This window comes from Microcystis aeruginosa NIES-4325, from assembly GCF_008974145.1.
Classification (GTDB): domain Bacteria; phylum Cyanobacteriota; class Cyanobacteriia; order Cyanobacteriales; family Microcystaceae; genus Microcystis; species Microcystis aeruginosa_G.
The window spans coordinates 44,009-68,849 of sequence record NZ_BJKP01000006.1 but is presented as its reverse complement, the minus strand read 5'-3'; the positions used below and the strand labels follow the sequence as shown (position 1 = coordinate 68,849).

26 protein-coding genes and 1 other RNA gene are annotated in these 24,841 nt (G+C 43.3%); 11 read left to right on the top strand and 16 right to left on the bottom strand.

Annotated elements, in window-relative coordinates; all coding sequences use genetic code 11:
* Positions 1–2 precede the first annotated feature (2 nt).
* The 5 genes from proB to MiAbW_RS04955 all read right to left on the bottom strand — a co-directional run bounded on the left by proB (position 3) and on the right by MiAbW_RS04955 (position 6,483).
* Positions 3–1,142 carry a glutamate 5-kinase gene (proB, locus tag MiAbW_RS04975; RefSeq protein ID WP_238707194.1) on the bottom strand — a complete coding sequence of 380 codons (1,140 nt, stop codon included), beginning with the start codon at positions 1,140–1,142 and terminating at the stop codon, positions 3–5.
* A 28-nt stretch (positions 1,143–1,170) separates the two neighbouring features.
* Positions 1,171–3,135, bottom strand: a complete 1,965-nt coding sequence (gene recJ, locus MiAbW_RS04970; RefSeq protein ID WP_151695176.1) for a single-stranded-DNA-specific exonuclease RecJ — start codon at positions 3,133–3,135, stop codon at positions 1,171–1,173.
* Between the two features lie 164 nt (positions 3,136–3,299).
* Entirely contained in the window at positions 3,300–3,941 is a 642-nt protein-coding gene (locus tag MiAbW_RS04965; protein WP_151695175.1) for a hypothetical protein, read from the bottom strand.
* The gene (locus tag MiAbW_RS04960) at positions 3,938–4,399 is read right to left on the bottom strand and encodes a hypothetical protein (protein WP_151695174.1); all 462 of its coding nucleotides are present in this window, start codon (positions 4,397–4,399) and stop codon (positions 3,938–3,940) included. The genes MiAbW_RS04965 and MiAbW_RS04960 overlap by 4 nt, the downstream gene beginning before the upstream one ends.
* Positions 4,400–4,473: 74 nt before the next feature.
* Complete coding sequence (locus MiAbW_RS04955; RefSeq protein ID WP_151695173.1) at positions 4,474–6,483, bottom strand: ATP-binding protein; 2,010 nt, start codon at positions 6,481–6,483, stop codon at positions 4,474–4,476.
* A gap of 229 nt (positions 6,484–6,712) precedes the next feature.
* Here MiAbW_RS04955 and psb32 point away from each other — a divergent pair, with 229 nt between their 5' ends.
* From psb32 to MiAbW_RS04940, 3 genes are all read left to right on the top strand, one after another.
* Entirely contained in the window at positions 6,713–7,396 is a 684-nt protein-coding gene (psb32, locus tag MiAbW_RS04950) for a photosystem II repair protein Psb32 (protein WP_151695172.1), read from the top strand.
* Between the two features lie 139 nt (positions 7,397–7,535).
* A complete protein-coding gene (locus MiAbW_RS04945; protein ID WP_151695171.1) occupies positions 7,536–8,135 on the top strand; it encodes a hypothetical protein in 600 nt (199 codons plus the stop codon).
* Positions 8,136–8,358: 223 nt separating this feature from the next.
* Positions 8,359–9,177 (top strand): transglutaminase-like domain-containing protein, encoded by an 819-nt coding sequence (locus tag MiAbW_RS04940; RefSeq protein ID WP_151695170.1) that lies wholly within the window; start codon positions 8,359–8,361, stop codon positions 9,175–9,177.
* Positions 9,178–9,254: 77 nt separating this feature from the next.
* On the opposite strand, the gene MiAbW_RS04935 is transcribed toward MiAbW_RS04940, so the two are convergent.
* Genes MiAbW_RS04935 through MiAbW_RS04925 form a run of 3 tightly spaced genes read right to left on the bottom strand, consistent with a single transcriptional unit; the run spans position 9,255 to position 12,026 of the window.
* A complete protein-coding gene (locus MiAbW_RS04935) occupies positions 9,255–9,935 on the bottom strand; it encodes a response regulator transcription factor (RefSeq protein ID WP_151695169.1) in 681 nt (226 codons plus the stop codon).
* Entirely contained in the window at positions 9,932–11,386 is a 1,455-nt protein-coding gene (locus MiAbW_RS04930; protein WP_045359244.1) for a sensor histidine kinase, read from the bottom strand. The genes MiAbW_RS04935 and MiAbW_RS04930 overlap by 4 nt, the downstream gene beginning before the upstream one ends.
* 28 nt (positions 11,387–11,414) lie before the next feature.
* On the bottom strand, positions 11,415–12,026 hold the full coding sequence (locus MiAbW_RS04925) for a cupin (RefSeq protein ID WP_151695168.1): 612 nt from the start codon (positions 12,024–12,026) through the stop codon (positions 11,415–11,417).
* 364 nt (positions 12,027–12,390) lie between these two features.
* Between MiAbW_RS04925 and MiAbW_RS04920 the strand changes: the two genes are divergently transcribed.
* Positions 12,391–12,972, top strand: a complete 582-nt coding sequence (locus tag MiAbW_RS04920) for a TlpA family protein disulfide reductase (RefSeq protein ID WP_151695167.1) — start codon at positions 12,391–12,393, stop codon at positions 12,970–12,972.
* An 87-nt stretch (positions 12,973–13,059) separates the two neighbouring features.
* Complete coding sequence (locus MiAbW_RS04915; RefSeq protein WP_002781740.1) at positions 13,060–13,911, top strand: cytochrome c biogenesis CcdA family protein; 852 nt, start codon at positions 13,060–13,062, stop codon at positions 13,909–13,911.
* 47 nt (positions 13,912–13,958) lie between these two features.
* On the opposite strand, the gene MiAbW_RS04910 is transcribed toward MiAbW_RS04915, so the two are convergent.
* The gene (locus MiAbW_RS04910) at positions 13,959–14,765 is read right to left on the bottom strand and encodes a nuclear transport factor 2 family protein (protein ID WP_151695166.1); all 807 of its coding nucleotides are present in this window, start codon (positions 14,763–14,765) and stop codon (positions 13,959–13,961) included.
* 81 nt (positions 14,766–14,846) lie between these two features.
* Here MiAbW_RS04910 and murG point away from each other — a divergent pair, with 81 nt between their 5' ends.
* Entirely contained in the window at positions 14,847–15,920 is a 1,074-nt protein-coding gene (murG, locus tag MiAbW_RS04905) for an undecaprenyldiphospho-muramoylpentapeptide beta-N-acetylglucosaminyltransferase (protein WP_151695165.1), read from the top strand.
* On the opposite strand, the gene MiAbW_RS04900 is transcribed toward murG, so the two are convergent.
* The 3 genes from MiAbW_RS04900 to MiAbW_RS04890 form a co-directional block, all read right to left on the bottom strand.
* Complete coding sequence (locus MiAbW_RS04900) at positions 15,902–16,492, bottom strand: Uma2 family endonuclease (protein WP_151695164.1); 591 nt, start codon at positions 16,490–16,492, stop codon at positions 15,902–15,904. The genes murG and MiAbW_RS04900 overlap by 19 nt on opposite strands.
* Positions 16,493–16,527: 35 nt before the next feature.
* Entirely contained in the window at positions 16,528–17,388 is an 861-nt protein-coding gene (locus MiAbW_RS04895) for a fructosamine kinase family protein (protein ID WP_151695163.1), read from the bottom strand.
* 320 nt (positions 17,389–17,708) lie between these two features.
* A complete protein-coding gene (locus MiAbW_RS04890) occupies positions 17,709–18,998 on the bottom strand; it encodes a M16 family metallopeptidase (protein ID WP_151695162.1) in 1,290 nt (429 codons plus the stop codon).
* Positions 18,999–19,227: 229 nt separating this feature from the next.
* Between MiAbW_RS04890 and ssrS the strand changes: the two genes are divergently transcribed.
* From ssrS to MiAbW_RS04875, 3 genes are all read left to right on the top strand, one after another.
* Positions 19,228–19,415: non-coding RNA, 6S RNA (ssrS, locus tag MiAbW_RS04885), on the top strand.
* Positions 19,416–19,614: 199 nt separating this feature from the next.
* Positions 19,615–20,994, top strand: a complete 1,380-nt coding sequence (locus MiAbW_RS04880) for an NAD(P)/FAD-dependent oxidoreductase (RefSeq protein WP_151695161.1) — start codon at positions 19,615–19,617, stop codon at positions 20,992–20,994.
* A 56-nt stretch (positions 20,995–21,050) separates the two neighbouring features.
* Positions 21,051–21,305 carry a hypothetical protein gene (locus tag MiAbW_RS04875; protein ID WP_151695160.1) on the top strand — a complete coding sequence of 85 codons (255 nt, stop codon included), beginning with the start codon at positions 21,051–21,053 and terminating at the stop codon, positions 21,303–21,305.
* A 160-nt stretch (positions 21,306–21,465) separates the two neighbouring features.
* Here MiAbW_RS04875 and MiAbW_RS04870 read toward each other — a convergent pair whose 3' ends face one another.
* The gene (locus MiAbW_RS04870; RefSeq protein WP_110578761.1) at positions 21,466–22,107 is read right to left on the bottom strand and encodes a hypothetical protein; all 642 of its coding nucleotides are present in this window, start codon (positions 22,105–22,107) and stop codon (positions 21,466–21,468) included.
* Positions 22,108–22,396: 289 nt separating this feature from the next.
* Between MiAbW_RS04870 and MiAbW_RS04865 the strand changes: the two genes are divergently transcribed.
* Complete coding sequence (locus MiAbW_RS04865) at positions 22,397–23,443, top strand: glucokinase (protein WP_151695159.1); 1,047 nt, start codon at positions 22,397–22,399, stop codon at positions 23,441–23,443.
* On the top strand, positions 23,440–23,583 hold the full coding sequence (locus tag MiAbW_RS19525; RefSeq protein WP_172967343.1) for a hypothetical protein: 144 nt from the start codon (positions 23,440–23,442) through the stop codon (positions 23,581–23,583). Before MiAbW_RS04865 ends, MiAbW_RS19525 begins: the two co-directional genes overlap by 4 nt.
* 301 nt (positions 23,584–23,884) lie before the next feature.
* On the opposite strand, the gene MiAbW_RS04860 is transcribed toward MiAbW_RS19525, so the two are convergent.
* From MiAbW_RS04860 to MiAbW_RS04845, 3 genes are all read right to left on the bottom strand, one after another.
* On the bottom strand, positions 23,885–24,103 hold the full coding sequence (locus MiAbW_RS04860) for a hypothetical protein (RefSeq protein ID WP_151695158.1): 219 nt from the start codon (positions 24,101–24,103) through the stop codon (positions 23,885–23,887).
* A gap of 246 nt (positions 24,104–24,349) precedes the next feature.
* Positions 24,350–24,595, bottom strand: a complete 246-nt coding sequence (locus MiAbW_RS04850; RefSeq protein WP_151695157.1) for a type II toxin-antitoxin system HicB family antitoxin — start codon at positions 24,593–24,595, stop codon at positions 24,350–24,352.
* Positions 24,582–24,836, bottom strand: a complete 255-nt coding sequence (locus MiAbW_RS04845) for a type II toxin-antitoxin system HicA family toxin (protein ID WP_045362753.1) — start codon at positions 24,834–24,836, stop codon at positions 24,582–24,584. The genes MiAbW_RS04850 and MiAbW_RS04845 overlap by 14 nt, the downstream gene beginning before the upstream one ends.
* Positions 24,837–24,841 lie beyond the last annotated feature (5 nt).

Below are 24,841 nucleotides of genomic sequence, written 5' to 3'. Positions count from 1 at the left end.
AATTATCCCTTATTGGTCGAGATGGTGGACGAGGCACTCAAAATGACGAGATTATCCCGATGAATAATGGTTTCTGCGGCCACATAACCTAATAAACTGGCAATACGCTCGGAATGTTGACCTTTAACTCGATCGATCTCCTCACTACTATAATTAACAATTCCCCGAGCCAATTCCCGGCCTTCTCGATCGCACAATTGCACCGATTCCGAGGCGCTAAATTCCCCCTCCACTTTGGTTATCCCGGCCGCTAGGAGAGATTTTCCCCCCTGACAAATGGCTTGAATCGCCCCAGCATCGAGATAGATTTTACCCATGGGCATTAGTCCGTAGGCGATCCAGCGTTTGCGGGCGTTATCACTGCGTTTTTGTGCCTCAAAACGGGTTCCGATCGCCTCTCCTGCCATAATTTTTAAGATATTACCAGGCTGCCGTCCCCTAGTAATCGCCATTTCTACCCCGGCGCTGGTGGCAATCCGGGCCGCGGCCAATTTAGTCGCCATACCCCCGGTCCCCCACTGACTGCCACTACTACCGGCATCGATCGATAGTTGCGCTAATTCTGCGGGAGTAACTCGGACAATGGCCTGTGCTTCGGGAAATAGCCGCGGATCGGCACTGTAGAGGCGATCCACATCGGTGAGGATAAATAACCAGTCAGCCTCGATTAAACTGGCCACAAGGGCTGATAAAGTGTCATTATCGCCGAATTTTAACTCATCGATCGCCACCGTATCATTTTCGTTGACAATGGCAATCACCCCTAATTCAAACAAAGCCTGAAAGGTATTATAGGCGTTGACATAACAGGTGCGTTCCATCAATTCGGGACGGGTCAGCAAAATTTGGGCGATCGGTTGACCAAGACTGGTAAAGAGGTCATCATAGATCCGCATCAGACGACCTTGTCCGACGGCGGCGATCGCTTGTTTGAGGGCGATTTTTTTCGGTCTTTCCTGTATTCCCAGACGACGGCAGCCCACCCCGACAGCCCCAGAAGATACTAATACCACCCGATGACCGGCAGCGCGCAACCGGGTGAGGACTTCCACTAAAGCGGCGATCGTGGAGAGGGATAATTGGCCGGTTTCATTATCGGTCAAACTGGAAGTACCGATTTTGATCACTATGGTTTGGTTCATCGTCAAGGCGCTTTTTTTGGAGGTGTTGCTAGATAGCCAAAGCTTTGATGGCAACTTTAATTAAAGTATAAAAACGGGGTTCAGTCACGTTGACTTCTCTAGCTTGTTGCCGATTTTTGCCTAATAAACCAATGCGCTGCCCTTTCTGCACGACTAAAATATCGCCCTGTTCATTTTTGATGCGAATCTCGTTTAAATCTCCCCAAAAACTACATTGATACATTTTATCGGCGTGCATAAAAATTGCTTTTTTAATATTATCATTTTCTTGGGGTAATCGCACTCCCACTAATTCAATTTCTATGGTTGTATTACCATTCCAAGGATTTTCTTTGAGTTTATAGGCAATATCTAAACGAGTTGGTAGAGGACAATATTCGCCCCAACGCCATGCTAGGGCTTGAATTCTGGTATCATCCCTTTGAGCCAGCAATAATTTTAAGTGATTTTTTCCGATAGTTTTCTGTTCCACTACTCGCACGTTAGGAGTCCAAAAAACGGGTAATTCATTGCCAATTCCCCAGGGTTGTAAACTATCAATTTGTTGAAAAAGTTGCAGGGTTATTTGTTTAAAATCGATGATACTATCAATTTTAATTAAAGGTTTTAATTGTTCTATTTGTAAAGTTTTGTAAGAAAATTGACTCAATCTTTGTTTAAATGCTAATAAATTAGCTGTGGGTAAACTAAAACCACCCGCCATTTTATGACCGCCAAATTTTCCTAGTAAATCTTGGCAAAATTGCAGGGCTTCAAAAACGTGAAATTCTTCAATTCCTCTGGCAGAACCGCGAATTTTACCCGCATCTTTTTCCTCGTAAGTACCGATAAAAACTGGTACTCCGTAGCGTTCCACCAAACGGGAAGCCACAATACCAATCACCCCATGATGCCAATCTTTTTCGACTAAGACTAAAACTCGATCTTTTTGCCAAAGAATCGGCGTTTTTTCCACTAATTTAATCGCTTCTTCTTCAATTTTTTCGCACAATTCTTGACGAGTACGATTAATTTGTTCGCACTGCATCGCTCTTTCTAAGGCTATTCCTGCGTCATCGGTGGTTAATAATTCAATAACTATCTGGGGATCACCAATTCTGCCGATTGCATTAATTCTCGGTCCCAATTTAAAGCCAATATCATCCGGTTGTAATTGCTTTTGTTCCTCGCTAATTCCCGCTATTTGCATCAGGGATTGAATCCCGACTAATTGGGATTTAGGCAATTTTCTTAAACCCCGTTTTAACCAGCGACGATTTACCCCGATTAATGGAGCTAAATCTGCTATAGTGCCTAGGGTAAATAATGCTAATAATGACTCGGTTAATCCCTGTAATTTACCCATTTTTTGGGCAGTTGTCACCGCTAAAATATAGGCAACTCCCACCCCCGCTAATCCCTGATAGGGAGAGTTCGGGGTTAATAATTTTGGGTTGAGAATAGCGGAGGCATTTGGTAAAATTGGCGGCAGATCGTGATGATCGGTGATAATAACTTTTAATCCTAATTCTATCGCTAGGGCGATCGGTTCGTGAGCGGAAATACCATTATCAACGGTGAGAATCAATCCGACTCCCGATTCGGCAAATTCTTCGACAATGCGCTGATTAATTCCGTATCCCTCTTTCATGCGACTGGGTATGGCATGATTTACCCTGGCACCGAGATGTCTCAAGGCTCTTAATAGTAAAGATGTACTGGTCATGCCGTCGGCATCGTAGTCCCCACAGATAGCAATTTTATCGCCAGAGGCGATCGCTTTTACTAATAAATTGACACTTTTTTCTAAGTCGGGAAATTCTCCTAGGGGAGAGGGTAAGATATCCACTTCAGGATCTATATAAGTTTTAGCTAATTCGGGGGTATCAATACCGCGATTAATTAAGATAGTTGCTAATAAGGATGATAATCCCATTTCCCGCGCTAACCCCTCGATTTTTTCGGGATTAGTTGCGGCAATATACCAGCGTTGGATGGGATATTTGTAGGCCATTTTTTTTAAGTAAAAAGGTAGTGGTTTATTTCAGCTAATTTGGTGTATTAGAAAAATGCTATAAATTCTATAATCTAAGACTTTAAGCCGAAATCTATTGCCCTATTTTAGCGGAAACAGTCCAGTAGGGTGCGTTACGCTGCCCCAACGCACCAAAAACAAGGTTAAAAGCGGATTTGGATGGCCCCAGCAGGAGGTTGAAAGGGGAGGTTACTATTATTAATTCTCAGGGGAGAAGTAGGTACTACCTGCACATTTGGGGTGGTGGGTTGACTTTCGTTGGTACTCAGTAAAGTCAATTGATTAATACTAGGATTAATCGCAAATTGTTGAGTGATAACTCCCGACGGACAACAGGAAGGATCCCGAGGGAGAAATCTTCTCATATTGACGGTGATCATACCATCTTTAGCACTAAGATTATCGACAATTACTCGATCGGCTAAGAGGACAGTATCGGTGTTAGTGGCAGTACCGTTATTATCGATCACTAGGGCTAAATAATGTAATTGCTGTTGCTCTCTGGTAATCACTCTTAATACGACAATACCATCAGTCCTTTGATCATTATTATAGTCCCCCATCAAGGCTTCTTGACTGACTTGTACTCCTAAAATTTGTCCCTCGTTAGATTGAAAAATACCATCGCTGACAATTACGGAACCCCGATTGGGAATGTTATAGACGGTGTTTCTTAAATTATCGACGTTCAGGGGTGTAGATTGGGCAAGTAAGGGCAGAGAATTGTTTAATAGTAAACTGATAACCAGGAGGATAGATTGAGGCAAAACTGCTAATTTAATCATGGTTGTAATGGGTTGAGTATATTTTCTTGAGTATCGAATAACCGCACGTTATTAATAGTACAAACCATCCCCTGTTGTTCCGCTAATTTATCTCGCCATTGGCTTAATTGTTGTTGACCATTACTACCATTTAACCAGTAAACTGTCAAGATGCCGAGGGTTTGTTCTGGTTCACAGGAAAAGCCGAGAGTTTGATCGGGTATATCGGTATTTCCTTCATCACATTGCCAACCTTGTTTTTCGATTAATTCTTGCCAACCTTGCACTTCTTTGGCAGCCACGGCAATGCGTCGATCTCCTTGGTTACAAAGCCAATTTCTCTGCTGGGTGGGATTATTCGGTAGATCACCAAGATTGGGGGAATTTTGCTTAATTGGGGGCAGCGAGGGGACTTGAGCATGAACAGAAAAAATCGGTAGTATTAACCAAGTACCGATGAGCATTTTTAACAGTTTCATCCTTTAAAATTGCCATATTTAGGGATTTATGCCTTTAGAATATCACGTTTTTGAGATATAGATAAAATACTCTCTTAAGATATGTTTAAATCTTTAATTATGGTTTCGATCGCATCAAAGGAAAATTCTCCGGCTAACTGTTGTAAACCTTGGGCAAGGGTAGCATAATCGGCGGGAATTTCTGCGGTTAGGGCGATAATTTTTTCATCATCACATTCTCGCGCCGCTTGTTGCAATTGTCTAATCCAGGCGGGACTGATTAATTTTAATAGGGATTGCAGGGAATCGAGAAAAACTGGCGAATAATTGGGCTGATTTGGCTCATTATCGGCATAAATATATTTTAATCCCAAATATTCGCCCATTTTTTGCCAGATAACTTCTTCTCGGAAAGGTTTACGCACGAAATCATCACAACCAGCGGCAATAACCAGAGCGCGATCCTCTTCAAAAGCGCTGGCAGTTAGGGCAATTATTACCGTTTTTCTGCGATTATCAGCCTCTAACTGCCGAATTTCCCTAGTTGCTTCGTAACCGTCTTTAACTGGCATTCTCATGTCCATCCAGATAAGATGAGGTTGCCATGCTTGCCAAATTGCGATCGCTTCTTGACCATTAGCGGCCTCTTGCACGGATAATCCTAGGGTAGTCAGGAGTTTCAGCAACAGTAAACGGCTTTCTGGTCGATCATCGACGACTAATATGCGATATTTAGGCTGATTTTCGGCTAAAGCGATAACTTTTGCTTTATTGGTTTCGGTTTTAATCTCATTTTCCCCCACTAAACCCACCTGAATATCAAAACTAAAAACACTTCCTTGACCCAGAATACTACTAACTCCGATCGCACCTCCCATCAACTCAACAAATTTTTTACTGATAGGTAAACCCAATCCTGTCCCCTGTTGGGATTTTCGTCCCGTTTCCGTTTGGTTAAAGGGTTGAAATAGCTTATAAATCTCCTCTGGGGCGATTCCTGCGCCTGTGTCTTCAATTTCCCAGAGCAATCGCTGATAATCTCCTCTTTTCTCCCCTAACTTTACCCGGAGAGTCACCCCTCCCGAGTCGGTAAACTTCAATCCGTTACCCAAGAGATTGATTAACACCTGTCGCAATTTACTTTCATCAGTACATATATATTGAGGCAGATCGGAGCTGCGATCAAAAATTAAGCTTAAAGCTTTTGTCTGCGCTTGTGGACGAAGCATTTCAGCAATATTCTCTAAAAGAGCGTATAAATCGAAATTACTAGGGTTAAAAACCGTTCTTCCTGCTTCTATCTTCGACATTTCTAGAATATCGTTGATTAACTCTAGTAAATGTTCCCCGCTACGATTGACAATTTCCAAATATTGGCGATATTCACTGCTGATGCTGCTATCCCGGGATATTAAGCGAGTAAAACCCAAGATAGCATTAAGAGGAGTGCGTAATTCGTGGCTCATGTTAGCTAGAAACTCACTTTTAGCTTTATTTGCCTTAACTGCCGCTTCCTTAGCTTCTTTTAATTCTTTTTCCGCTTCATATCTACTTTGTGCGATCGCAATTAATTCTCCCAGCAACCGCACAAAGGTGACATCTTCCTTCGTCCACTGCTTTTCTGCACTTGCATCCAATCCCAGATAACCCACCGTTACCCCGGAACTATCCCACATGGGAACGATTAAGAGACAGGGAGTAGAACTATGAGCGAGAATAGTTCTTTCAGGGATAGCAGTAGGGGGTAAATCGTCTAAAGAGTTCAGTTTAACTGGAATACCGTTTAATAATTGTTCGGAAAACCAAGGAAAGGTTTCTGTCGAGAGATTTTGTGATTGTTCCCGAATCGGGATAACTTGCGGATAGTCGGGGTGACAGTATTCATAAACCATACTCCACTGCTGACGACAGGTGGAATATTGAATAATGTAACAGTGAGCGCTCTGGGTAAATTGACAGAGCAGTTCTAGGGTATGATCGATCGCCAAGTGGATATCTTGAGAAATTAGTAATCTTGTCACCCGTGAGAGCAAATTATCGCGATAGGCCTGCATTTCTAGGGCTTTTTCCCGTTTTTTAGACTCTAGTTCCTCAAAATCACTCATAATCAGTTATCAGTTATCAGTTATCAGTTATCAGTTATCAGTTATCAGTTATCAGTTATCAGTTATCAGTTATCAGTTATCAGTTATCAGTTAAAAGGGTTTGGGTGTTGGGGTTTTAGGGTTTGAGGGTATTAGTTGAATTTCCCCATCACCCCGTCTCCCGTCTCCCGGCTCAAAAAACAGTAAACTTTTCCCCTATTATGTTCTATAGGAATTTTACCGAATCAATATGCTCAAATTATTAGCTTCTCTCCTTCTCTCCTGCTGTGTAGTCTTGGGTGTTTCCCTGTCACCGGCTGCTGCCATGGGAGTCTATGACCTCCCTATTTTAAGCCCCGGAGCGCCGACTTATGTAGTCGATCCCGTTTCGGCCATTAGTGCCGCTAACGAGGGAAAATTAAATAAAGATCTGAAAAACCTCGCCGAAAAAACCGGCCAAGAAGTGAGAATGGTAGTGGTCCGGCGCTTGGATTACGGTCAAAAAATTGACAATTTAGCCGATGATATCCTGAGAGAATGGTATCCTAATCCCGAAGATCGTGCCAATCAAACTATCATCGTCCTTGATACTTTAACCAATAAAACTGCTATTCGGGTTGGGGAGGAAGCAAAACCCCTATTAACCGATGCTATTGCTGATAGTATCCTCTCGGAAACTATGGCAGTTCCCCTCAAAGATGGGGGAAAATATAATCAAGCTTTACTCGATGCTAGTCGTCGTCTAACGGCGGTACTTTCTGGAGAAGCGGATCCTGGACCGCCGGAAGTAGCGACAATTAATATCGAAAGTACCTTTACTACCGCAGAAGAAACTGACGATAAAAGTGCCACGATTTGGGTGATAGTTTTACTGGTTTTAGCCACAGTAATCCCCATGGTTACCTATTTTTGGTACGCTGGTTTTGGTCGATAAATTAAATTAATGATCTGGGACTGATACAGCTAAAATATTCTCAGAGATAGCTCAATCTCTCTCAATGCAAGATGAAGTAACTTCTAGTAGTACATTTTAGTTGTGTCAGTTCACCACATTTGCTTAACATTAATAACTAATGTCTAGACTGGTAAATAAATTACAATCCTATTATCGAGAGGAGGAAGGAACTTACTTAATTGAAATTAAACTTAATCAGTTACAGCAAGTCTTTAATTCTCTCGATCCTTCGCCATTTTTAGATAGAGATTTAGACGATAATGCCGAAAACTATATTATTAACTCTGTAGATGAATTTCCCCTAAATACCCCCCTTAAATTAGTCTTTTATCTTCCCATTACAGAACAAAACACCGCCCGACATCTGTTACCCTCAGCTTTACATAATTATTTTGACTATCGCCAACAGGGAGAACAAAGAAAATTACGGACAATTTGGCGACAAGGACGCATATCTTTAATAATTGGTCTCTCCTTTCTTTTTGTTTGTTTGAGTCTCAGCGAATTAATTAGTCGTTTTGGCAGCGATACATTTATTCACTTCTTAGAAGAAGGATTATTAATTAGTGGTTGGGTGGCCCTCTGGCGACCTTTAGAAATCTTTCTTTACGAATGGTGGCCCGTCAGTCATCAACAAAAGATTTTTGCTAAACTAGCCTACATCCCCATTGAAATTCGTTTATTAGAGGAACCATCCATCCCAGACTGTTTTCGATAGATCTAATCCTGCTGATGGCTTGTGTTTAAAGTTACAGAGCTTTTAGTCGAGGCGGTTTACAATAAAAGTAACTCTGTACAAAGCTTATCGGTTTTCAGCTTGGCTATTACTTTCTCCTCAAACTTTTAACTAAGTAGTCGGGCCTAACTTTTTTCAGTCTGGCGATTATTGGCGTTTCATCCCGACAAATCCCGACAAAATTGCTATCTAGATAGGAGTCCTAATGTTAATCCGTGTTGGTTATGAATTTGGCTTTGATGCCCCTTTACCCTTGGTCATGTTGTTAAAACTTTATCTACACCCCTCAATTTTAGATCAAGTTAGACAGCCAGAAAACTTGCAGGTGGAACCAGCAACAAAAATAGAAGAATTTTTAGATAGCTTCGGTAATCGGACCAGTCGTCTCATTTTACCCGCCGGACAGATCCGCGTTCACAATGAAGCCGTTATCGAGAATGAATGGAAACCCGATATAGTTAATTGGAATGCCCAAGAAATTCCCTTAACAGAGTTACCAACCCAAGTTTTCCCCTACCTAATGAGTAGCCGTTATTGTGAAGTAGATTTGCTTTCGGAAATTGCCTGGGAACTTTTCGGACAAACTCCCCCCGGTTGGGCAAGGGTACAAGCGGTTTGTGATTGGGTTCATAGTCACATTCGTTTTGGTTACGAATACGCGCGGGGGACGAAAACCGCCTATGATGTCTATCGGGAAAGAAAGGGGGTTTGTCGCGATTTTAATCACCTAGCTTTGACTTTTTGCCGTTGCCTCAATATTCCCGCCCGTTATGCCTCCGGCTATCTCGGAGATATCGGTATTTCTCCCCAACCTCTACCGATGGATTTTAGTGCTTGGTTTGAGGTTTATTTGGACCATCAATGGTACACTTTTGATGCTCGTCATAACACCCCCAGAATCGGGCGGATTTTAATGACTCGCGGCTTAGATGCCGTCGATGCTGCCCTAACAACTTCTTTCGGTCAAGTAAATTTAACAAAATTTAAAGTATGGACGAGCGATGTTTCCCACCTTTATGCTTAATCAGAGTATTTATTACAGCCTTTTTGATCAAATCGGGGCTAAATAATTACTCCCTCGGTTCCTCTGATAAATCACAATTAAGCATAATCTCGTAAAACGTAGCCTACTCCTCGCACTGTCTGGATCAAACGTTTAGGATTAGCGGACTCCAACTTAACCCGTAAGGCACGAATATACACTTCAATAATATTAGAATCGCCCATAAAATCGTAACCCCAAACGGTTTCGAGAATTTGCTCGCGAGTGAGTACCTGCCGGGGATGACGTAAGATAAACTCTAATAAGTCAAACTCTTTAGCCGTTAATTCAATCAATTGACTATCTCGATACACTTCCCGGGCAAGACAATTCAAGGTCAAATCTTCAAAAGTAAATATATTTAAATCTTGGACATGGGTGCGACGTAAACGAGCTTTAACCCTAGCTAAGAGTTCTTCCATGCTAAAAGGTTTAGTAACATAATCATCGGCTCCGGCATTTAAGCCCGTCACTCGATCGGGGATTTCATCTTTAGCTGTTAAGATAATAATCGGTGCTTCTATCCCGGTTTTTCGCAGTCGTAAACATAAATCTAATCCAGAAATAACCGGCAGCATCCAATCTAAAATTAACAAATCTGGTGGAGAATCCCTAGCGATTTTCAGTCCATCCATGCCATTAGAAGCGATAGTAACTTGATAGCCTTCCAAATGAAGTTCTGTGGCGATAAATTCGGCGAGTTTGGGATCATCTTCCACGAGAAGAATATGCTCGTTCATAATTGCGGTTGCCAGAGAGGTAAAATGATAGTAAAGGTACTGCCTTGACCGGGTTGAGAGCGGAGAGTGATGCGACCCTCCATTCCTTCAATCAGACTTTTAGCGATCGCCAAACCTAACCCCGTGCCGTCTCGCGAGCGAGTCATCGACTCATCAACCCGATAAAACCGTTCAAAAATGCGATTTTGATGGGAGAGAGAGATACCGATTCCCCGATCGCGTACATGGATGAGAGCGGAACTAGGCTGCTTTTCTAAGATCAGATCGACGGTTTGCCCGGGAGCAGAATACTTGATCGCATTATCGAGCAAATTGATTAAAACTTGCTGTAATCGATCTTGGTCGCCACAAATTACCACATCTTCATTGGTTAATAATAAAGTCATCTTGCGATCGCTAACTTTTTGACTCATCGCCGCCACTTCTGTCAGCAAAGTGTTGAGAATAATAGGATGGGAGCGAAAATGGAGATGACCGCTATCGGCACGAGCGAGATCGAGCAAATCTTGTAACATCCGGATAATTCTCTCGGTTTCTGCCGTGGCTGTTTCCAGAGCTTGCTGTTGGTAGGGATTTAAATTAGTGCTGCGTCGCTGGAGACTTTGTAAGTAACCGATCACGACTGTTAAAGGGGTACGCAGTTCATGGGAAACATTGCCGACAAACTGACGTTGCTGTTCCCAAGCTCCCGATAATCGCCATAACATCTGATTAAAAGCGGTAGCCAGTCCTAAAATTTCATCTGGTGCTTGTTCGAGTTGCAATTTCGCCCCACTTAAATCATCGGCAGAAACGGCACTAGCAATTTGACTCATGCGAGTCAGCGGCAACATAGCCTGACGGATCCGTTGGGAAATTAAGACAATTAAGCTCAATAGGACAAGAATACTCAGCCAAAATAAGCCCCATAACCCCGCCTGATATTTCTGGTGATCGGCCGTGATATCTTGGGATAGATACAATTTCCCCGACAGTTGACCCTTGATAGCCAGAGGAGTGCCACATAAAACAATATCGCGTCCGTCAAAGTGAATAATTTGGGGTGCATCGGGTACTCTGGTTAGGGATGCCGCCGCACGCATCTCGGTGACATTGCCATCGACTCCAGGAGACTGTCCCAACAGTTGCCCATCGGAGTTTTTAACCCAGATGACTAACCCCGCAGTGGAGACTCGATCAATGGTTTTTTCTAATCCCGTAGTCAGGGTTCCCGTCTGAGCGTACATTTCCAACTGTTCAGGAAAACGCCTAGCGATGTATTCTAGAGTTTGTTTATGGGCGGCGACTAAATTCTGCTCCATTTGCCAAGCAGCCCAAATGGCTACGCTACCAAGTCCGATAATCGAGATGGTCAATAGTTCTAAGGTTAAACGAAACTGAAGCGAGCTAGTAGAAACGGGTTTACTGGGCAAAAATTGCCCAAAAATGCCGACAAGGCGAGGTAGCTTCATGGGTGTATGGTTAGTGATATAGGGAGATTTAAAAATTTTTCGCCGTACCTTGTCCGGGATCGAACTCAAAACGCTGACTATAGTTAGTTTCACCGTACAAGTTAAAGCTCAGGGTTGGCTCATCTCCGATCGCTTCTACATGGTGAATAGCAGCCGGCATTAAACAGAGAATATCACCTGGGATGAGTAGGCGATCGCCTACTTTTCTGATCTGATCGGGTAATCCGGGGGTGGGGGAACGTTGCCAGAAGCTGTTTTTTTCCTGTCCCTTTAACAAAGCTACTACCCCCCAACAACCATGATTATGAATCGGGGAAGTGCTACCCACAGACCAAGCGACCAGTTGTACTGTTAGGGGAAAAAATGGCTCATCGTAGAGGGTTAATACCTCCCAACCGGTTTCGGGATTGGGTTCTAGACTAAGAATATCTAACCAGGGTGAATTGTTTAAGAGTTGGCGAACTAGAATCCGAATTGCTTCTAATCGTGAGCGATCGTCGCTAATCTGGGTTAAGGTATCTTCGAGATCGGATAAAAAGCGATAGAGCCAGTAGGGATGGGATAATTCGGCGTTTGCGGGGGTTATTTCGTAGGCCGAGCATTGCCCATGATTATCCACCAACCAGTCTTTTCCTGTCATAGTTGCGAAATAATGGTTTAAATTAGCATATTATGGCGAAAAGTTGTCTTTTAGCCGCAATTAATCGGGTTTCTTCTTGATTTTATCAGCAAGATTTCGGGAAAAGATGATCCCTTCGTGATCGGTAGATGAATTTTTGCTGAAAAGATTGAAGGACGATTCTCCCGGGTGGATGAGGGCAATTGCCAGTTAAAGTCAGATTTTTTATCTATTATCTATCTGGTCTTCATCTGAGACTCAGGTTTCTAGAATTTAATCTTAACTGTCAGCGACACTGGTTTCCTCCGGTGGCAAGCTGGATTCTTCTGGGGTAATACCCTTGACTTACCAAAAAATCTCTAATCTTAATTGGGAAATTTAACTCATGCGTAAACCATCAGCGTTATTATGGCTCGGTCTTTGTCTTAGTAGTTTAGCGGTTACGGTTTCCCTTGTGGCTGGAACATCGGCGAAAACCTTGACTAATTCTGATTCAGTCGTCAGTAAAGGTACTTTTAGTATTGCCCAAGCTAATCCCTGTGCCTCGAAAAATCCCTGCGCTAGCACTGATCCCTGTGCCTCGAAAAATCCCTGCGCTGCTAAACAGGGTAATGTGGGCGGTCCGTTAGCGCGACAATTGCAAGGAAAACCCGTGGTTGTCGATATCTATGCTAGTTGGTGCCCTGCCTGTAAAAATGTTGCCCCCACTCTTTCCCAACTTAAAAAAGATTACGCGGGTAAAGCTAATTTTATCGTCTTAGATGTCAGCGATCGCTCGAAAGCGACCCAATCGGCCCGCAAAGCCCAAGAATTGGGTCTAGGTCGTTTTTTTGAGGCGAATAAGTCCCAAACTGGCATGATTGCGATTATCGATCCCGCTACGGGCAATATTTTGGCACAATACCGGAATAATGCCGATAAATCCGCCTATTCCTCCGTACTGAACTCGGCTATTAATAAAAAATAGTCGAAGATTGCCCAGCTTGGGGAGTACCACTGATCGCCAAGGACTCCCAGGGCAATTTTATTTTTTGGATCATTTCAGGAGAATTTTATGCGACGAGTATCGGAGTCAGTCGAAGGGTTGAAACCTGACAAAAAAGCGAAAATATCGAAAAAATTATTATTTTATCTGGTTTTAGGGCTTCTAGCTCTTATTTTAGTCCTTACCATCGGACCAATTATTGGCCATCCTCTGGAAAAAGCGATCTCGATCATCGAAAATAGCTATCAGCAATGGTTAGATCGACAAGATACAAACAATCCTCTAGTTTTACTGCCCCTAGCTTTTTTGGGTGGCGTGATTGCCAGCATATCTCCCTGTATTCTGGCACTATTGCCCGTTAACCTCAGCTATATCGGCACCCTGAAAATAGAATCTCGTTGGGATGCCTTCAGCAAAGCAGGTTTATTTGTCCTAGGAGCGGTGACAATTTTAAGTCTTTTTGGTTTAGTTTCTTCCTTTGCCGGGACGGTAATGGTGGAGTACCGAGGTTATATTAATATTGTTGTGGGTTTGATTATGGCGGTCATGGGTCTGTGGTTATTGGGAGTAATTAAGCTACCTTTACCGCAAATGAACTTAAATCTCCCCCAAGCAGGCCCCTACGGAGTCGGATTAACTTTTGCTCTTGTTAGCTCTCCCTGTGCCAGTCCTGTCCTCTTTGCTGTCTTGGCCGCCGCTGCCGCTACCGGTTCTCAAGTTCTCGGCACACTGACCATGGTTAGTTATGCTCTTGGTTATACGATTCTCATTTTCTTGGCCAGTTTATTTACTGGTCTAGCCAAACAAAGCCGGAATTTATTGCAACATTCCGAGACGATTATCCGTTTAGGTAGCGTGGCACTGATGGCGACGGGAGCCTATTATTTAGTTACTGGTACTCAATGGTTTATGGGCAGCTAAGATGGTAACTCTAGAGGGGGAATGCCAAAAAAGCCGCCAGATAACCACTATTTTTCTACCTTAACCCGTTGAGTAACGACAACAATCCCATCTCCTTGAATTAAAATCGCCGATAACCAACGATTTTCTGGTGTTGCTGGGGCCGTTACCCGCTTAAATAAACCACCGGACTGTAATAATTCCAATTCTAGAGGCTTTGTATTAATATAGCGCTCAATATCTACTTTCTCATCGATCGCCGCTCCAGCCAATAAATCATCCCCTAAAGGTTCGCGGACAATCACATCAAAATCAAATTCTTGACCCACTTTCACTCTTTCGGGAATTCTCACTTGAACACTGGGGGGATTTTTGCCAGTGCTTAACTCGACTCTCTCGCTTAAAATCTCCTGATACACCAATTTATTACCTTGAAATTGTTGACGAGAACGAATCGTAGCATTCATTCCCACCACTCTTCCCTGCACCTTTCCCGTCCCAGTAATTTTAGTAATTGTATTGGCCGTCAACTTGTCCCCAGAACGACTCCAAGATTCGAGAGTCGTGGTGTATTGTAGATTGTTATAACGTTCCCAAAAATGAGTTAAAGCTTTTTTAGTTTTTTCGTAGGTCAAGCCATCGGAGTTAGTAAATTTCGGGCTATAAAACTCCATTAATTGCTTGATATCTCGCTGGTTAGCCGCCGTTTCGATTTTAGAGATAAGGGTTTTTAAATTAGCCGGGGCAGTTTCCGGCTTTTCGGCCCGCAGACCGGTGGCAAGGGTAAAAGTTAACCCCAAACCTAACAGCAACGATAGGGGAAAATTGAGAGATTGACGAAAAAATTTATTGGGGATTGTGTTCAAGTTACGCATTAGTGATAGTTTGTGTAAGGATCGATCAATAACTATGGTAGATTATTTCATTCTAGGGCTGAATTTACCCTCTCTCGAATTATGGCACGCACTCCAACCCGTCTATTGATTGCCGCTAGTGGTACTGGTGGTCATTTATTTCCCGCCTTGGCCGTGGCCGAGCGCTTGCCGGATTACGAGATTGAATGGTTAGGAGTTCCAGACCGTCTGGAACAGTCCTTAGTTCCAAAAACCTATCCCCTGCACAGCATCCCGATTGAGGGGTTTCAAACCCGTTTGGGGTTAAAAACTCTCAAGATTCTGCTGCGTCAACTGTGGGCCATTTGGCAAGTGCGTAGTTTAATCAAAAAACGTCAGATAGCGGCAGTTTTTACCACTGGGGGTTATATCGCGGGCCCGACCATTTTAGCGGCTCGTTTAGCCAATATTCCCGTCATCCTACACGAATCTAACTACATACCGGGCAAAGTCACGAAAGTTCTCGGTCGCTGGTGTGATACGGTTGCCCTCGGTTTTCAGGGAACCGCCAGCTATTTACCCGGCACTCGCAGCACTTGGATTAGTACACCAGTACGGGAGCAGTTTCTCATTCCCCAGTCCCTAGATTTACCGATTCCAGAGACTGCTTTTTTAATTGTCGTTGCCGGTGGTTCTCAAGGGGCCGTGGCTCTTAATCAACTTGTCCGACAAAGCGCTCCCCAATGGTTAGAAAAAGGCATTTATATCGTGCATCTCACGGGAGAAAACGACCCCGAAGCGGATAGTTTGCGCCATTCTAACTATTTTTCCCAGCCTTTTTACGACAATATGGCGGGATTATGGCAAAGAGCTAATCTGGCTATCAGTCGCTCCGGTGCCGGCACTTTAACAGAATTAGCGATCACTTGTACGCCTTCGATTTTAATTCCCTATCCTTTTGCTGCCGAAGACCATCAGTTCTACAATGCCAAAGTTTTCGCTGAAGCTCAAGCGGCTTATCTTTATCGTCAAAATGAGTTAACTGCTCAGTTTTTAAGCGAATTAGTCCTCGATTTATGGTCTAATCCCGAAAAATTGGCCGCCATGGCTCAACAAGCTTCTCATCTAGCTATTAGTGACAGTGCCGATTTATTAGCCGATTTGTTGAGAAGAAAGAGTCAAAAAGATAGTTTTTGAAACAAATCAGCTACGGGAAAAGTGAACCCCGTAACCACATCTTCCCCCTCCAGAAAATCTCCTGATGTTAATAATTCCTGCGGTTCGTACCCAGAACGATAAACTAAAACATAGTGTTGACCTGGACTGATAACCCAGAGCAAACGAGTCCCATTGGCAAAATATTCGGCAATTTTGTCCTCGATTTCTGCCACTGTATTCCCTGGAGAGAGAATTTCTACCACTAAATCGGGTCCACCTTCTAGAAAACCCGTCGGCAATTCTTCCAATCCTTGCAGACGTTCCTTGGCAAAAAAAGCTATATCAGGAGAGCGTTTATTACCATTTTTCATAGTAAAAGCAGTGCTGGAGTCCAATAATACCCCTAGTTTTCGAGATGTTACTAAAGCGAATAAAGCAGCACTTAAAATAATGGCAATATAACCGTGTAAAGCCCCAGAATTATCCATATTAATTAACTCTCCCTTGACCAATTCGTAACGATTACCATCGTCAGGTAACGCCATAAACTCTGCATCAGTCCATACTTTTGTCTCTGGAGTTTTAATCACAGTAGTTTCTCGAATAGACATAATTTATCCTCGGTAAATATTCACAAGTAAAACCCTTAAAGAATTTCCTGTAACATCCGATTGGCCTGGGAAGCGTAACCACCACCAAATAAATTAAAGTGATTGAGAATATGGTAGAGATTGTAAAGAGTTTTGCGCTGTTGATAACCGGCATCGAGGGGGAAAACATCGTTATAACCCCGATAAAAAGCCGCCGGAAAACCGCCAAAAAGTTCCGTCATGGCTAAATCTACCTCCCGGTCTCCCCAATAGCTGGCTGGGTCTAAAATTACTGGTTCCCCATCGACGGTAATGGCCGCATTTCCCGACCACAAATCACCGTGGACGAGGGAGGGATGGGGTTGATGCTGACTCAAAATCTCGCTAATAGCGGGAATAACTTGATCCTCGTCGGGAAAATTGCCGCCGCGCTCCTTCGCCAGTCTTAATTGATAGCCAATGCGCTGATGAGCGAAAAAATCCGCCCAATTGTTACTAATAGTATTAATCTGGGGAGTAGAACCAATGGTATTATTACACTGCCAACCAAAGCGATCGGATAGGGAAACTTGATGTAAATGAGCTAAATTTCGCCCCATTTTTTCCCAGCTTTGACTATTACCACCGCCGAATTCTAACCACTCTAGCACTAAATAACTAGATTTCTCAGCAATTCCCCAACAAATTGGCTCTGGAACCCTGATAGTCTTGGTAGCGTGAATTTGCTTTAATCCTAAAGCTTCGGCCGCAAACATGGCCTCTTGGTTCGCTTGGTTAATCTTAACGAAATAAATTAAACCATTGCCACTGACGGCATAACCCTGATTGATACAGCCACCACTAACGGGACGACTTTTCTCGATTTCAAAGGGTTTTTCCGTGGTTTGGGCAATATGTCGGGCAATTTGAGTCCACATGGTTTATCAGTTATCAGTTATCAGTTATCAGTTATCAGTTATCAGTTATCAGATGTAAGTTTTAAGTTAATTAGTTATTTAGTTATCAGATGTAAGTTAATTAGTTATTTAGTTATTTATTTATAGCGTTTCCTAAGCTAGTGAGGTACACATATTTTTCTTCCCTTTTGACTTTTGCCTCTTGCCTTTTGCCTAAAACCCATAACTTTTGTACCTCAGCAGACTGAAAAACGCTATATCTTCATCTTTATCCCTGATTACTGATTACTGTTCACTGATTACTGTTCACTAATTACTGTTCACTGATTACTGTTTACTGTTTACTGAATTGGTCTTACCACAACCACACCGTAAGCGTGGGGATTTAAATACTCTTGACAGGCATTTTGAATATCCTCTAAAGTGAGGGCTTCAATGTGTTGGGGATAACAAAAAGCCGGTTGTAAATCACCGATCTGAGTATGATAATAACCGTAAAGGTTGGCCCGATCGCTCGGTCTTTCATTGCTAAAAATAAACCGATTGGCCACTTGGGTCTTGACTCGTTCCAGTTCAGAAACTGTCACAGCTTCCTGTTGAATTTGTCCAATCTGTGCTAAGACTTCTCTCTCCACTTGCTCGATATTTTCCGAGGCTAATTGGGCTGAAATGGAAAACACCCCTTGCACTGCTTGGGACATATTACTGGCAGTTATTTGGGAAACTAAGCCCTTTTCTTGGCGCAGAGATTGAAATAATCGCGATACCTTGCCCTGACCCAGAATAGCCGCTAAAACATCGAGAGGATAGGTTTTTTCTAAGTCTCTTAACCCCGGCACTTTCCAAAATAGGATTAAGCGGGCCTGCTGCAAATTTTCATCCTCGTATTCTTGCCGGATAATCTCGTTAAAGGGAGCTTCGGGCTCTAGATTGGCGATAGGATGGGAAATAAGTCCAGAATTGCCTTTACTGCCTAAATTATCTAGAGAATCGCTCACAATAGCCATTAAATCATCTACAGGCAAATTACCCACCACCGCCACCGTCATCCATTCGGGACGATACCAAGTCCGATGAAAATCGCGCATTTGTTGAGGAGTGAGATTTTCAATCACTGCCATCGGACCCAACACCGGACGACGATAGGGCAAAACTTGAAAACAAGTCTCCATGGTGCGATAAAAAGTGCGACGACGGGGATTATCCTGAGAACGACGAATTTCTTCTAAAATAACCTGTCTTTCCCGTTCAAAAGCTTCATCGGGAATTAAAGCTTCTAAAACCACTTCTAGCTGCAGCGGGGCTAGATGGGCGAAGTCCTGCGGGGCAGTGGTAATGTAATAATGGGTGTATTCTTGGCTAGTAGCGGCATTAGTCACCGCTCCCCTCGATTCGATCGCCCGTTCAAATTCGCCACTGTCTAAGTTACGGGTTCCCTTAAAAACCATGTGTTCGAGAAAATGAGCCATGCCATTGATATGATCCGATTCTAAGGCCGAGCCGACCTGGAGCCAAACATTGAGATTAACCGCTTCTACCGGTTGACTTTCGGCAATAATCGTTAAACCATTGGCAAGACGGTGCAGAATCGGAGTGTTGAGTGTGGCAGGTTTCCTTAGGATAGCCGTCATTCTTTATTAGTCCTCGGTAATCACTCTGGCAAAAATTGTCACTTTCCTCTATTGTAGTCCCAGACTTTCACAGAGCCAACAAGATCAGGTGTTGGGTGTTAGGAGTTAGGAGTCAGGAGGCAGGGTGATAGGGTGATAGGATGATAGGGTGATGAGACGGCTTCCCCACTTCCCACTTCCCCATCTCTCCTCTTGCCTCTGAGAAAAAAAAATGCTATGATGAAAACAAATCGGGCTTCTACGTTGGTGACTGCCTTTCAAGTTTTTTGATCTATGCTTGATTGTGATAAGGGAGCAAATAACCAATTCGTGTGGTAGTAAACCGAGCTTGTACTCGGAAACAGAAACGCGTAATATAAGTTCCCACCTGGTTAACCCAGGTCATAAACTTAGGTAAAACGGCGTAGCGGTCTTTTCAAGTTTTTCGAGGATATATAGGACAAATTCTGGGGAGAGTCCCTGTACTTCCTTAGTTTTGCCCACTTGGTTGGTTAAAGAAGCGAGTATCTATATTTTTTTCTAGGGTAAAGACTACTGTTTTCGGTAACGCTTGTCACCGCTAAATTGTGACAATCCGGACTACACTAGGGAAAAATTTATGAATTATTGTTAAGCAATGACTGAAAAACAGCCAAGAGTTGTTATCATCGGCGGCGGATTTGCGGGTTTATACACGGCCAAAGCCCTAAAAAACGCCCCCGTTCACGTTACCCTCATCGATAAGCGAAATTTCCATCTTTTTCAGCCCCTCCTCTATCAAGTCGCTACTGGGGCCCTGTCTCCGGCCGATATCTCCTCACCTTTGCGCTTAATCCTACGGGGTCATGATAATACAGATATTCTCCTCGATCATGCTATAGATATAGATCCGGTCAAGGGAGAGGTGATCTTGGAAGATCACCCACCGATCGCCTACGATCAATTAGTTATTGCCACAGGAGTCAGTCATCACTATTTTGGCAACGATCAATGGCAACCCTACGCGCCCGGGTTAAAAACCATTGAAGACGCAGTAGAAATGCGTCGTCGCATCTATCTCGCTTTCGAGAAGGCCGAGAAAGAAATCGATGCCGAAAAGCGGCAAGCTTTATTAACTTTTGTTATTGTCGGTGGCGGACCGACGGGGGTAGAATTGGCAGGAGCGATCGCTGAAATTGCCCACGGTGCGCTTAGATCGGATTTTCACCAGATTAACCCCACAGAAGCGAAAATTTTGCTCTTAGAAGGGATGGATCGAGTATTACCCCCCTATGCACCCGATTTATCCGCTAAAGCTGCCGATTCTCTCATAAAATTAGGGGTGACAGTGCAAACTAACAGCATCGTTACCAATATTGTTGAAGGTCGTGTCAGCGTCCGTCAGGGAGAAAAAACCACAGACATTGCTGCCGAGACAATTTTATGGGCAGCGGGGGTAAAAGCATCGAGAATGGGGCGAATTTTGGCCGAAAGAACCGGAGTAAATCTCGATCGCGTCGGCCGGGTAATCGTTGAACCCGATTTAAGTATCGCCGGTTATGCCAATATTTTTGTGATCGGGGATCTGGCTAATTTTGCCCATCAGGGAGATAAACCCTTACCCGGAGTTGCCCCCGTGGCCATGCAGGAGGGCGAATATCTGGCGAATTTATTAATTTCTCGCCTAAAAGGGCAAACTATTCAACCTTTTCATTATATCGATCGAGGTAGTCTGGCAGTGATCGGCCAAAATGCGGCCGTGGTTGATTTGGGATTTGTCAAGTTTTCCGGGTTCATCGCTTGGTTAGTCTGGGTTTGGGCCCATATTTACTATCTGATCGAATTTGATAATAAATTAGTGGTGATGGTGCAATGGGGTTGGAATTATTTTACCCGCGGTCGTGGCGCTCGTTTGATTACGGGAGAGGGGCAAAATTTAGCCTCGGGACAATTGCCGCAAAATAACAGCCAAAATAATAATAATCTCGCCGTTTCTACCCAGACGGAAACTCTCCCTCCACCGATTGTGAAAGTGTGAAAAAATAGCCGTGATTATCCAGTTATCAGTTAGCAGGTAAGAACAATCGATCGATCATGAAAATAGAATATCCTAACAGTCTAGAAATTACCCCAGAGGAAAGCCAAGAATTAGAATATTTACGAGTTACAATTGAACGAGCGATCAAAGATGGTGTGATCACAAGAATAGAATTTGAATCGATTAAAACAATCATGTTTTCTAATAAGAAAAATAATCCCGACCAAATCCTTCGTCAGGTGACACTGTATCGCCATTTAGTCGTTGAAAAACTGAATAATAGCGAACTAATTTTTGAATCTCCTCAATAGGGCGAAATCCTCTTTTCAGCTATTTAGTACAAACGCTCAAACTTCCTTTCTCTTCTTCCCACTCCCCACTATCCTATCCCTTTTAAACAGGATTTAGTAAGTAGCTAGACACAATTAATTAGACATATCTAACCACCTCGTGCCTTTTGCCTTTATTAGCTTATTCCTTTTTGTCGCTACCGGGAAAAGCTCGACCTTGAATATTTTCTAAAGCTGAAACTGCCGCCCTAGAACCAGCGATAATATCTCGTTCTTCTCCCCCTAAATATAAGCGACCAAAACTGCCCACGGAAGTAACGTGTAGGATATTAATTAAAGCAGCTTTTTCGGCCTGATTAGCAGCGAGGGAAGCGTAGGCGGCCGGTTGCACTTCTAAAACGTATAAAGTTTGTCCTGCCATTAACATCATACCCCGAGAACTGCGGTTAATTAATTGGGCTTGGTAAGCGTCAATATTGCGAATAATTTGGCTAGAGACAATTTGCGGTTTCAGACAATCGCGCTGACTAACGCCTAAATACTGCAAAATTGCCTGACCGGCCGCCCTTACCTCTCCCTGACTGCTAGAATGGAGTTCTAAGAGTCCGTAGAGTCGTTCTACGAATAGAACCCCCGGACGAACCACGGCGGATTTGAGGGCAATATCGGTGATGCGATTAATCTCGATACCGGGGGAAATTTCAATCCAGAGGGAAGAATCCCCGGGTAAGGGTAAAAATCCTTGGGCGACTGTACCGATGTAAGCGGCGTGTTGAAGCTGTAAATTGTCAAGATAAACGTAACTGCGAAGTTCTACACCCAAGCTAATTTCTCCCTCTCTGGTTTATCTTAAAAGTTATGGGGACAGTGATAGGTTCTGCCGCCCTATCGATCGCCTTGAGGCCATAGTTAGACCTAAAATGTCTTTAAGTCCCCTTTCTGTCCTCTGGCAAATCCCCATTGCAACCCCGGAGCGACGATTAATCAGTCCTTAATTAGGGCTTAGGCATTACCATCTTTCACTATAGTATAGGATTGGTGGCCTTTAAATTTGGCTAGGGGAAGCGGTTAAAAAACTATAATTATGGGGACAAACTCAGGGAAAAACCAGCATGACGATTCTTTTAGGGGGAGATATCGGGGGAACTAAAACAATCCTGCGTTTAGTGGATTGCCAAAACTCACCGGATAGTCCCCAACCCCTGCTCACTACTCTCGATCAAGAAATTTATCCTAGTAAACAATACCCCGATCTCGTCCCGATCGTCCAGCAGTTTTTGGCCCGACAAACCACTATTCCCCTGGTGGCAAAAGCTTGTTTCGGTATTGCCGGTCCTGTGGTTAACAATAGTTCCGAATTGACTAATTTAAGTTGGTCTCTCACTGGCGATCGCCTAAGCCACGATCTGCAGATTGAGCGAGTAAAATTAATTAATGATTTTGCGGCGATCGGTTATGGGGTGTTAGGATTAGCCCCAGAGGAGCTGCACAATCTACAGTCGGCCCCGGCAGTACCAGAAGCCCCGATTGCGGTTATTGGTGCGGGGACGGGGTTAGGAGAGGGTTTTTTGATTCCTGTCTCGAAGGGTAAATACCGGGTGTTTGCTAGTGAGGGTTCCCACGCCGATTTTGCCCCTCGATCAAGTTTAGAATATCAACTATTAAATTATCTCTTGGAACTCTATAATATCGAGCGCATTTCCGTTGAGCGAGTGGTTTCTGGCCCCGGAATCACTTCTATCTATCGATTTCTCCACGATAATAACTATAGTCAGTCATCACCGGCCATGGCGGAAATTTACCGCACTTGGTTAGAAGAAATGGGTAAACCGCAAAAAACCGTCGATTTAGCGGCTAAAATTGCCAGTTTTGCCCAAGATGACTCGGATGATCTCTGTTATCAAACCATGAAAATCTTTGTCGAGGCCTACGGTGCGGAAGCGGGCAATTTAGCCCTCAAGTTGCTTCCCTACGGAGGATTATACATCGCGGGAGGGATTGCGGCCAAAAATCTTCCCCTAATGACCGAGGGTAGCTTTATGAAGGCTTTTCGGGCTAAAGGTCGGATGAGGGAGTTATTGAGCAATATTCCCGTTCATATCGTCCTTAATGCCCAAGTGGGACTAATGGGGGCAGTTTACTGTGCCAGTCAGCTATGAGCGAGGGTTTACTGGAGATTGCTAGGGATTATTTTCAGAAGATTATCGCTCCGCAAGCGGACTGGATTGCTCTTTATTGGCCTTACCTGTTGCCGATGGGTTCGGAAGACCTCTTGCAAAAATCAAAATTTTTCCGTTAGGTGAGGAGCCAGTAGTCAGGAAAATTAAGAATGAGCATTAATCAATTAAATGCTCTATTTAGGAATTTTATACAATTTTATGCCTATTTTTCTCATTTTTGAACTATCAAAAATTAATTATGTAAGAACTCTAGATCAAAAAGATTAAAAATTATTACATTTCCCCTGTTAAATTAACCTTGACGTTGGTTACAAATCCTAATATGAGAATGAGTGGCAGGAATTTATTTTTAGTAGGGGGGGCGAGAGGTATGATGACAGTAGTTCATATCACTCGACTAATAGAGATTGATCGGGAGTGTCAATTACTTTTATGAACGCTCTGACTTAAAAATAGAAGCTGAAATAACGCCAATTCGTCAATCAGAATATTTTCATGCTTGGCGGTGCCAACTTTGGCATCGGGACTGGCTTGCAGACCGGGGAAAGTTATCCCTAAATTCCAGCATCTGGCGATCGCTGTGAGTCGAGAGTGAGAAAATTTATCTTTGAGAAGGTGAAGGAATTGCTTTTTTACCACTATGATAAACTGTCTCTATCCATAACTTTCTAGCTCCCTCAATTCTTCTTTAGGAGCAATCGAGATGGGATACTTTAGTGGGCAAAAAAGTAAATTCGTAGGTCGGGTTGAGGTCACTAAACCCTCAGAAAACCTCAGTTGTTGGGTTTCACTTCCTTCAACCCAACCTACGCAAAAAGAGCGGTAAATCCGATCAAGAGCGGGGTACAATAATCGAAAGTTTGAAATTTTCTGGTATTTTTTGAGTTATCTTTTAGAAGGCATGGGAATTTCTTTTTTACCACTAAAATAAACTGTCTCTATCCATAACTTTCTAGCTTCTTCAATATTAATCATCACTTCCTCTAAAGTTTCCCCCTGACTCATGCATCCGGGTAAATCTGGAATTAAAGCGGTGTATCCGCCTTCTTCTTCGGGATAAATTGAAATCGGATATTTAAGAGATAAAAAGTATTCTAGAGGTGGACGTTTCAGTGCCTTATCGGTTGTCATCTTGCCAATTCTCCAAATCTAATACTTTAACAATCTCTCTAAGGTAAGTTCGTTTAACTTTATTTCCTCCCTTCTTCGGAATAATCATCACGTCTCCCGAATCATTTTCAAAAGCGTGGTGGCTACCTCTAGAGCGAATTTCTCTATATCCGAACGCTTCTAAAAGATATTTTACTTCCTCGAAACGAACATCGGGAGGATAGGAGAGAATTTTTTCAACTAATTTACTGAGTTTACCCATTGAAA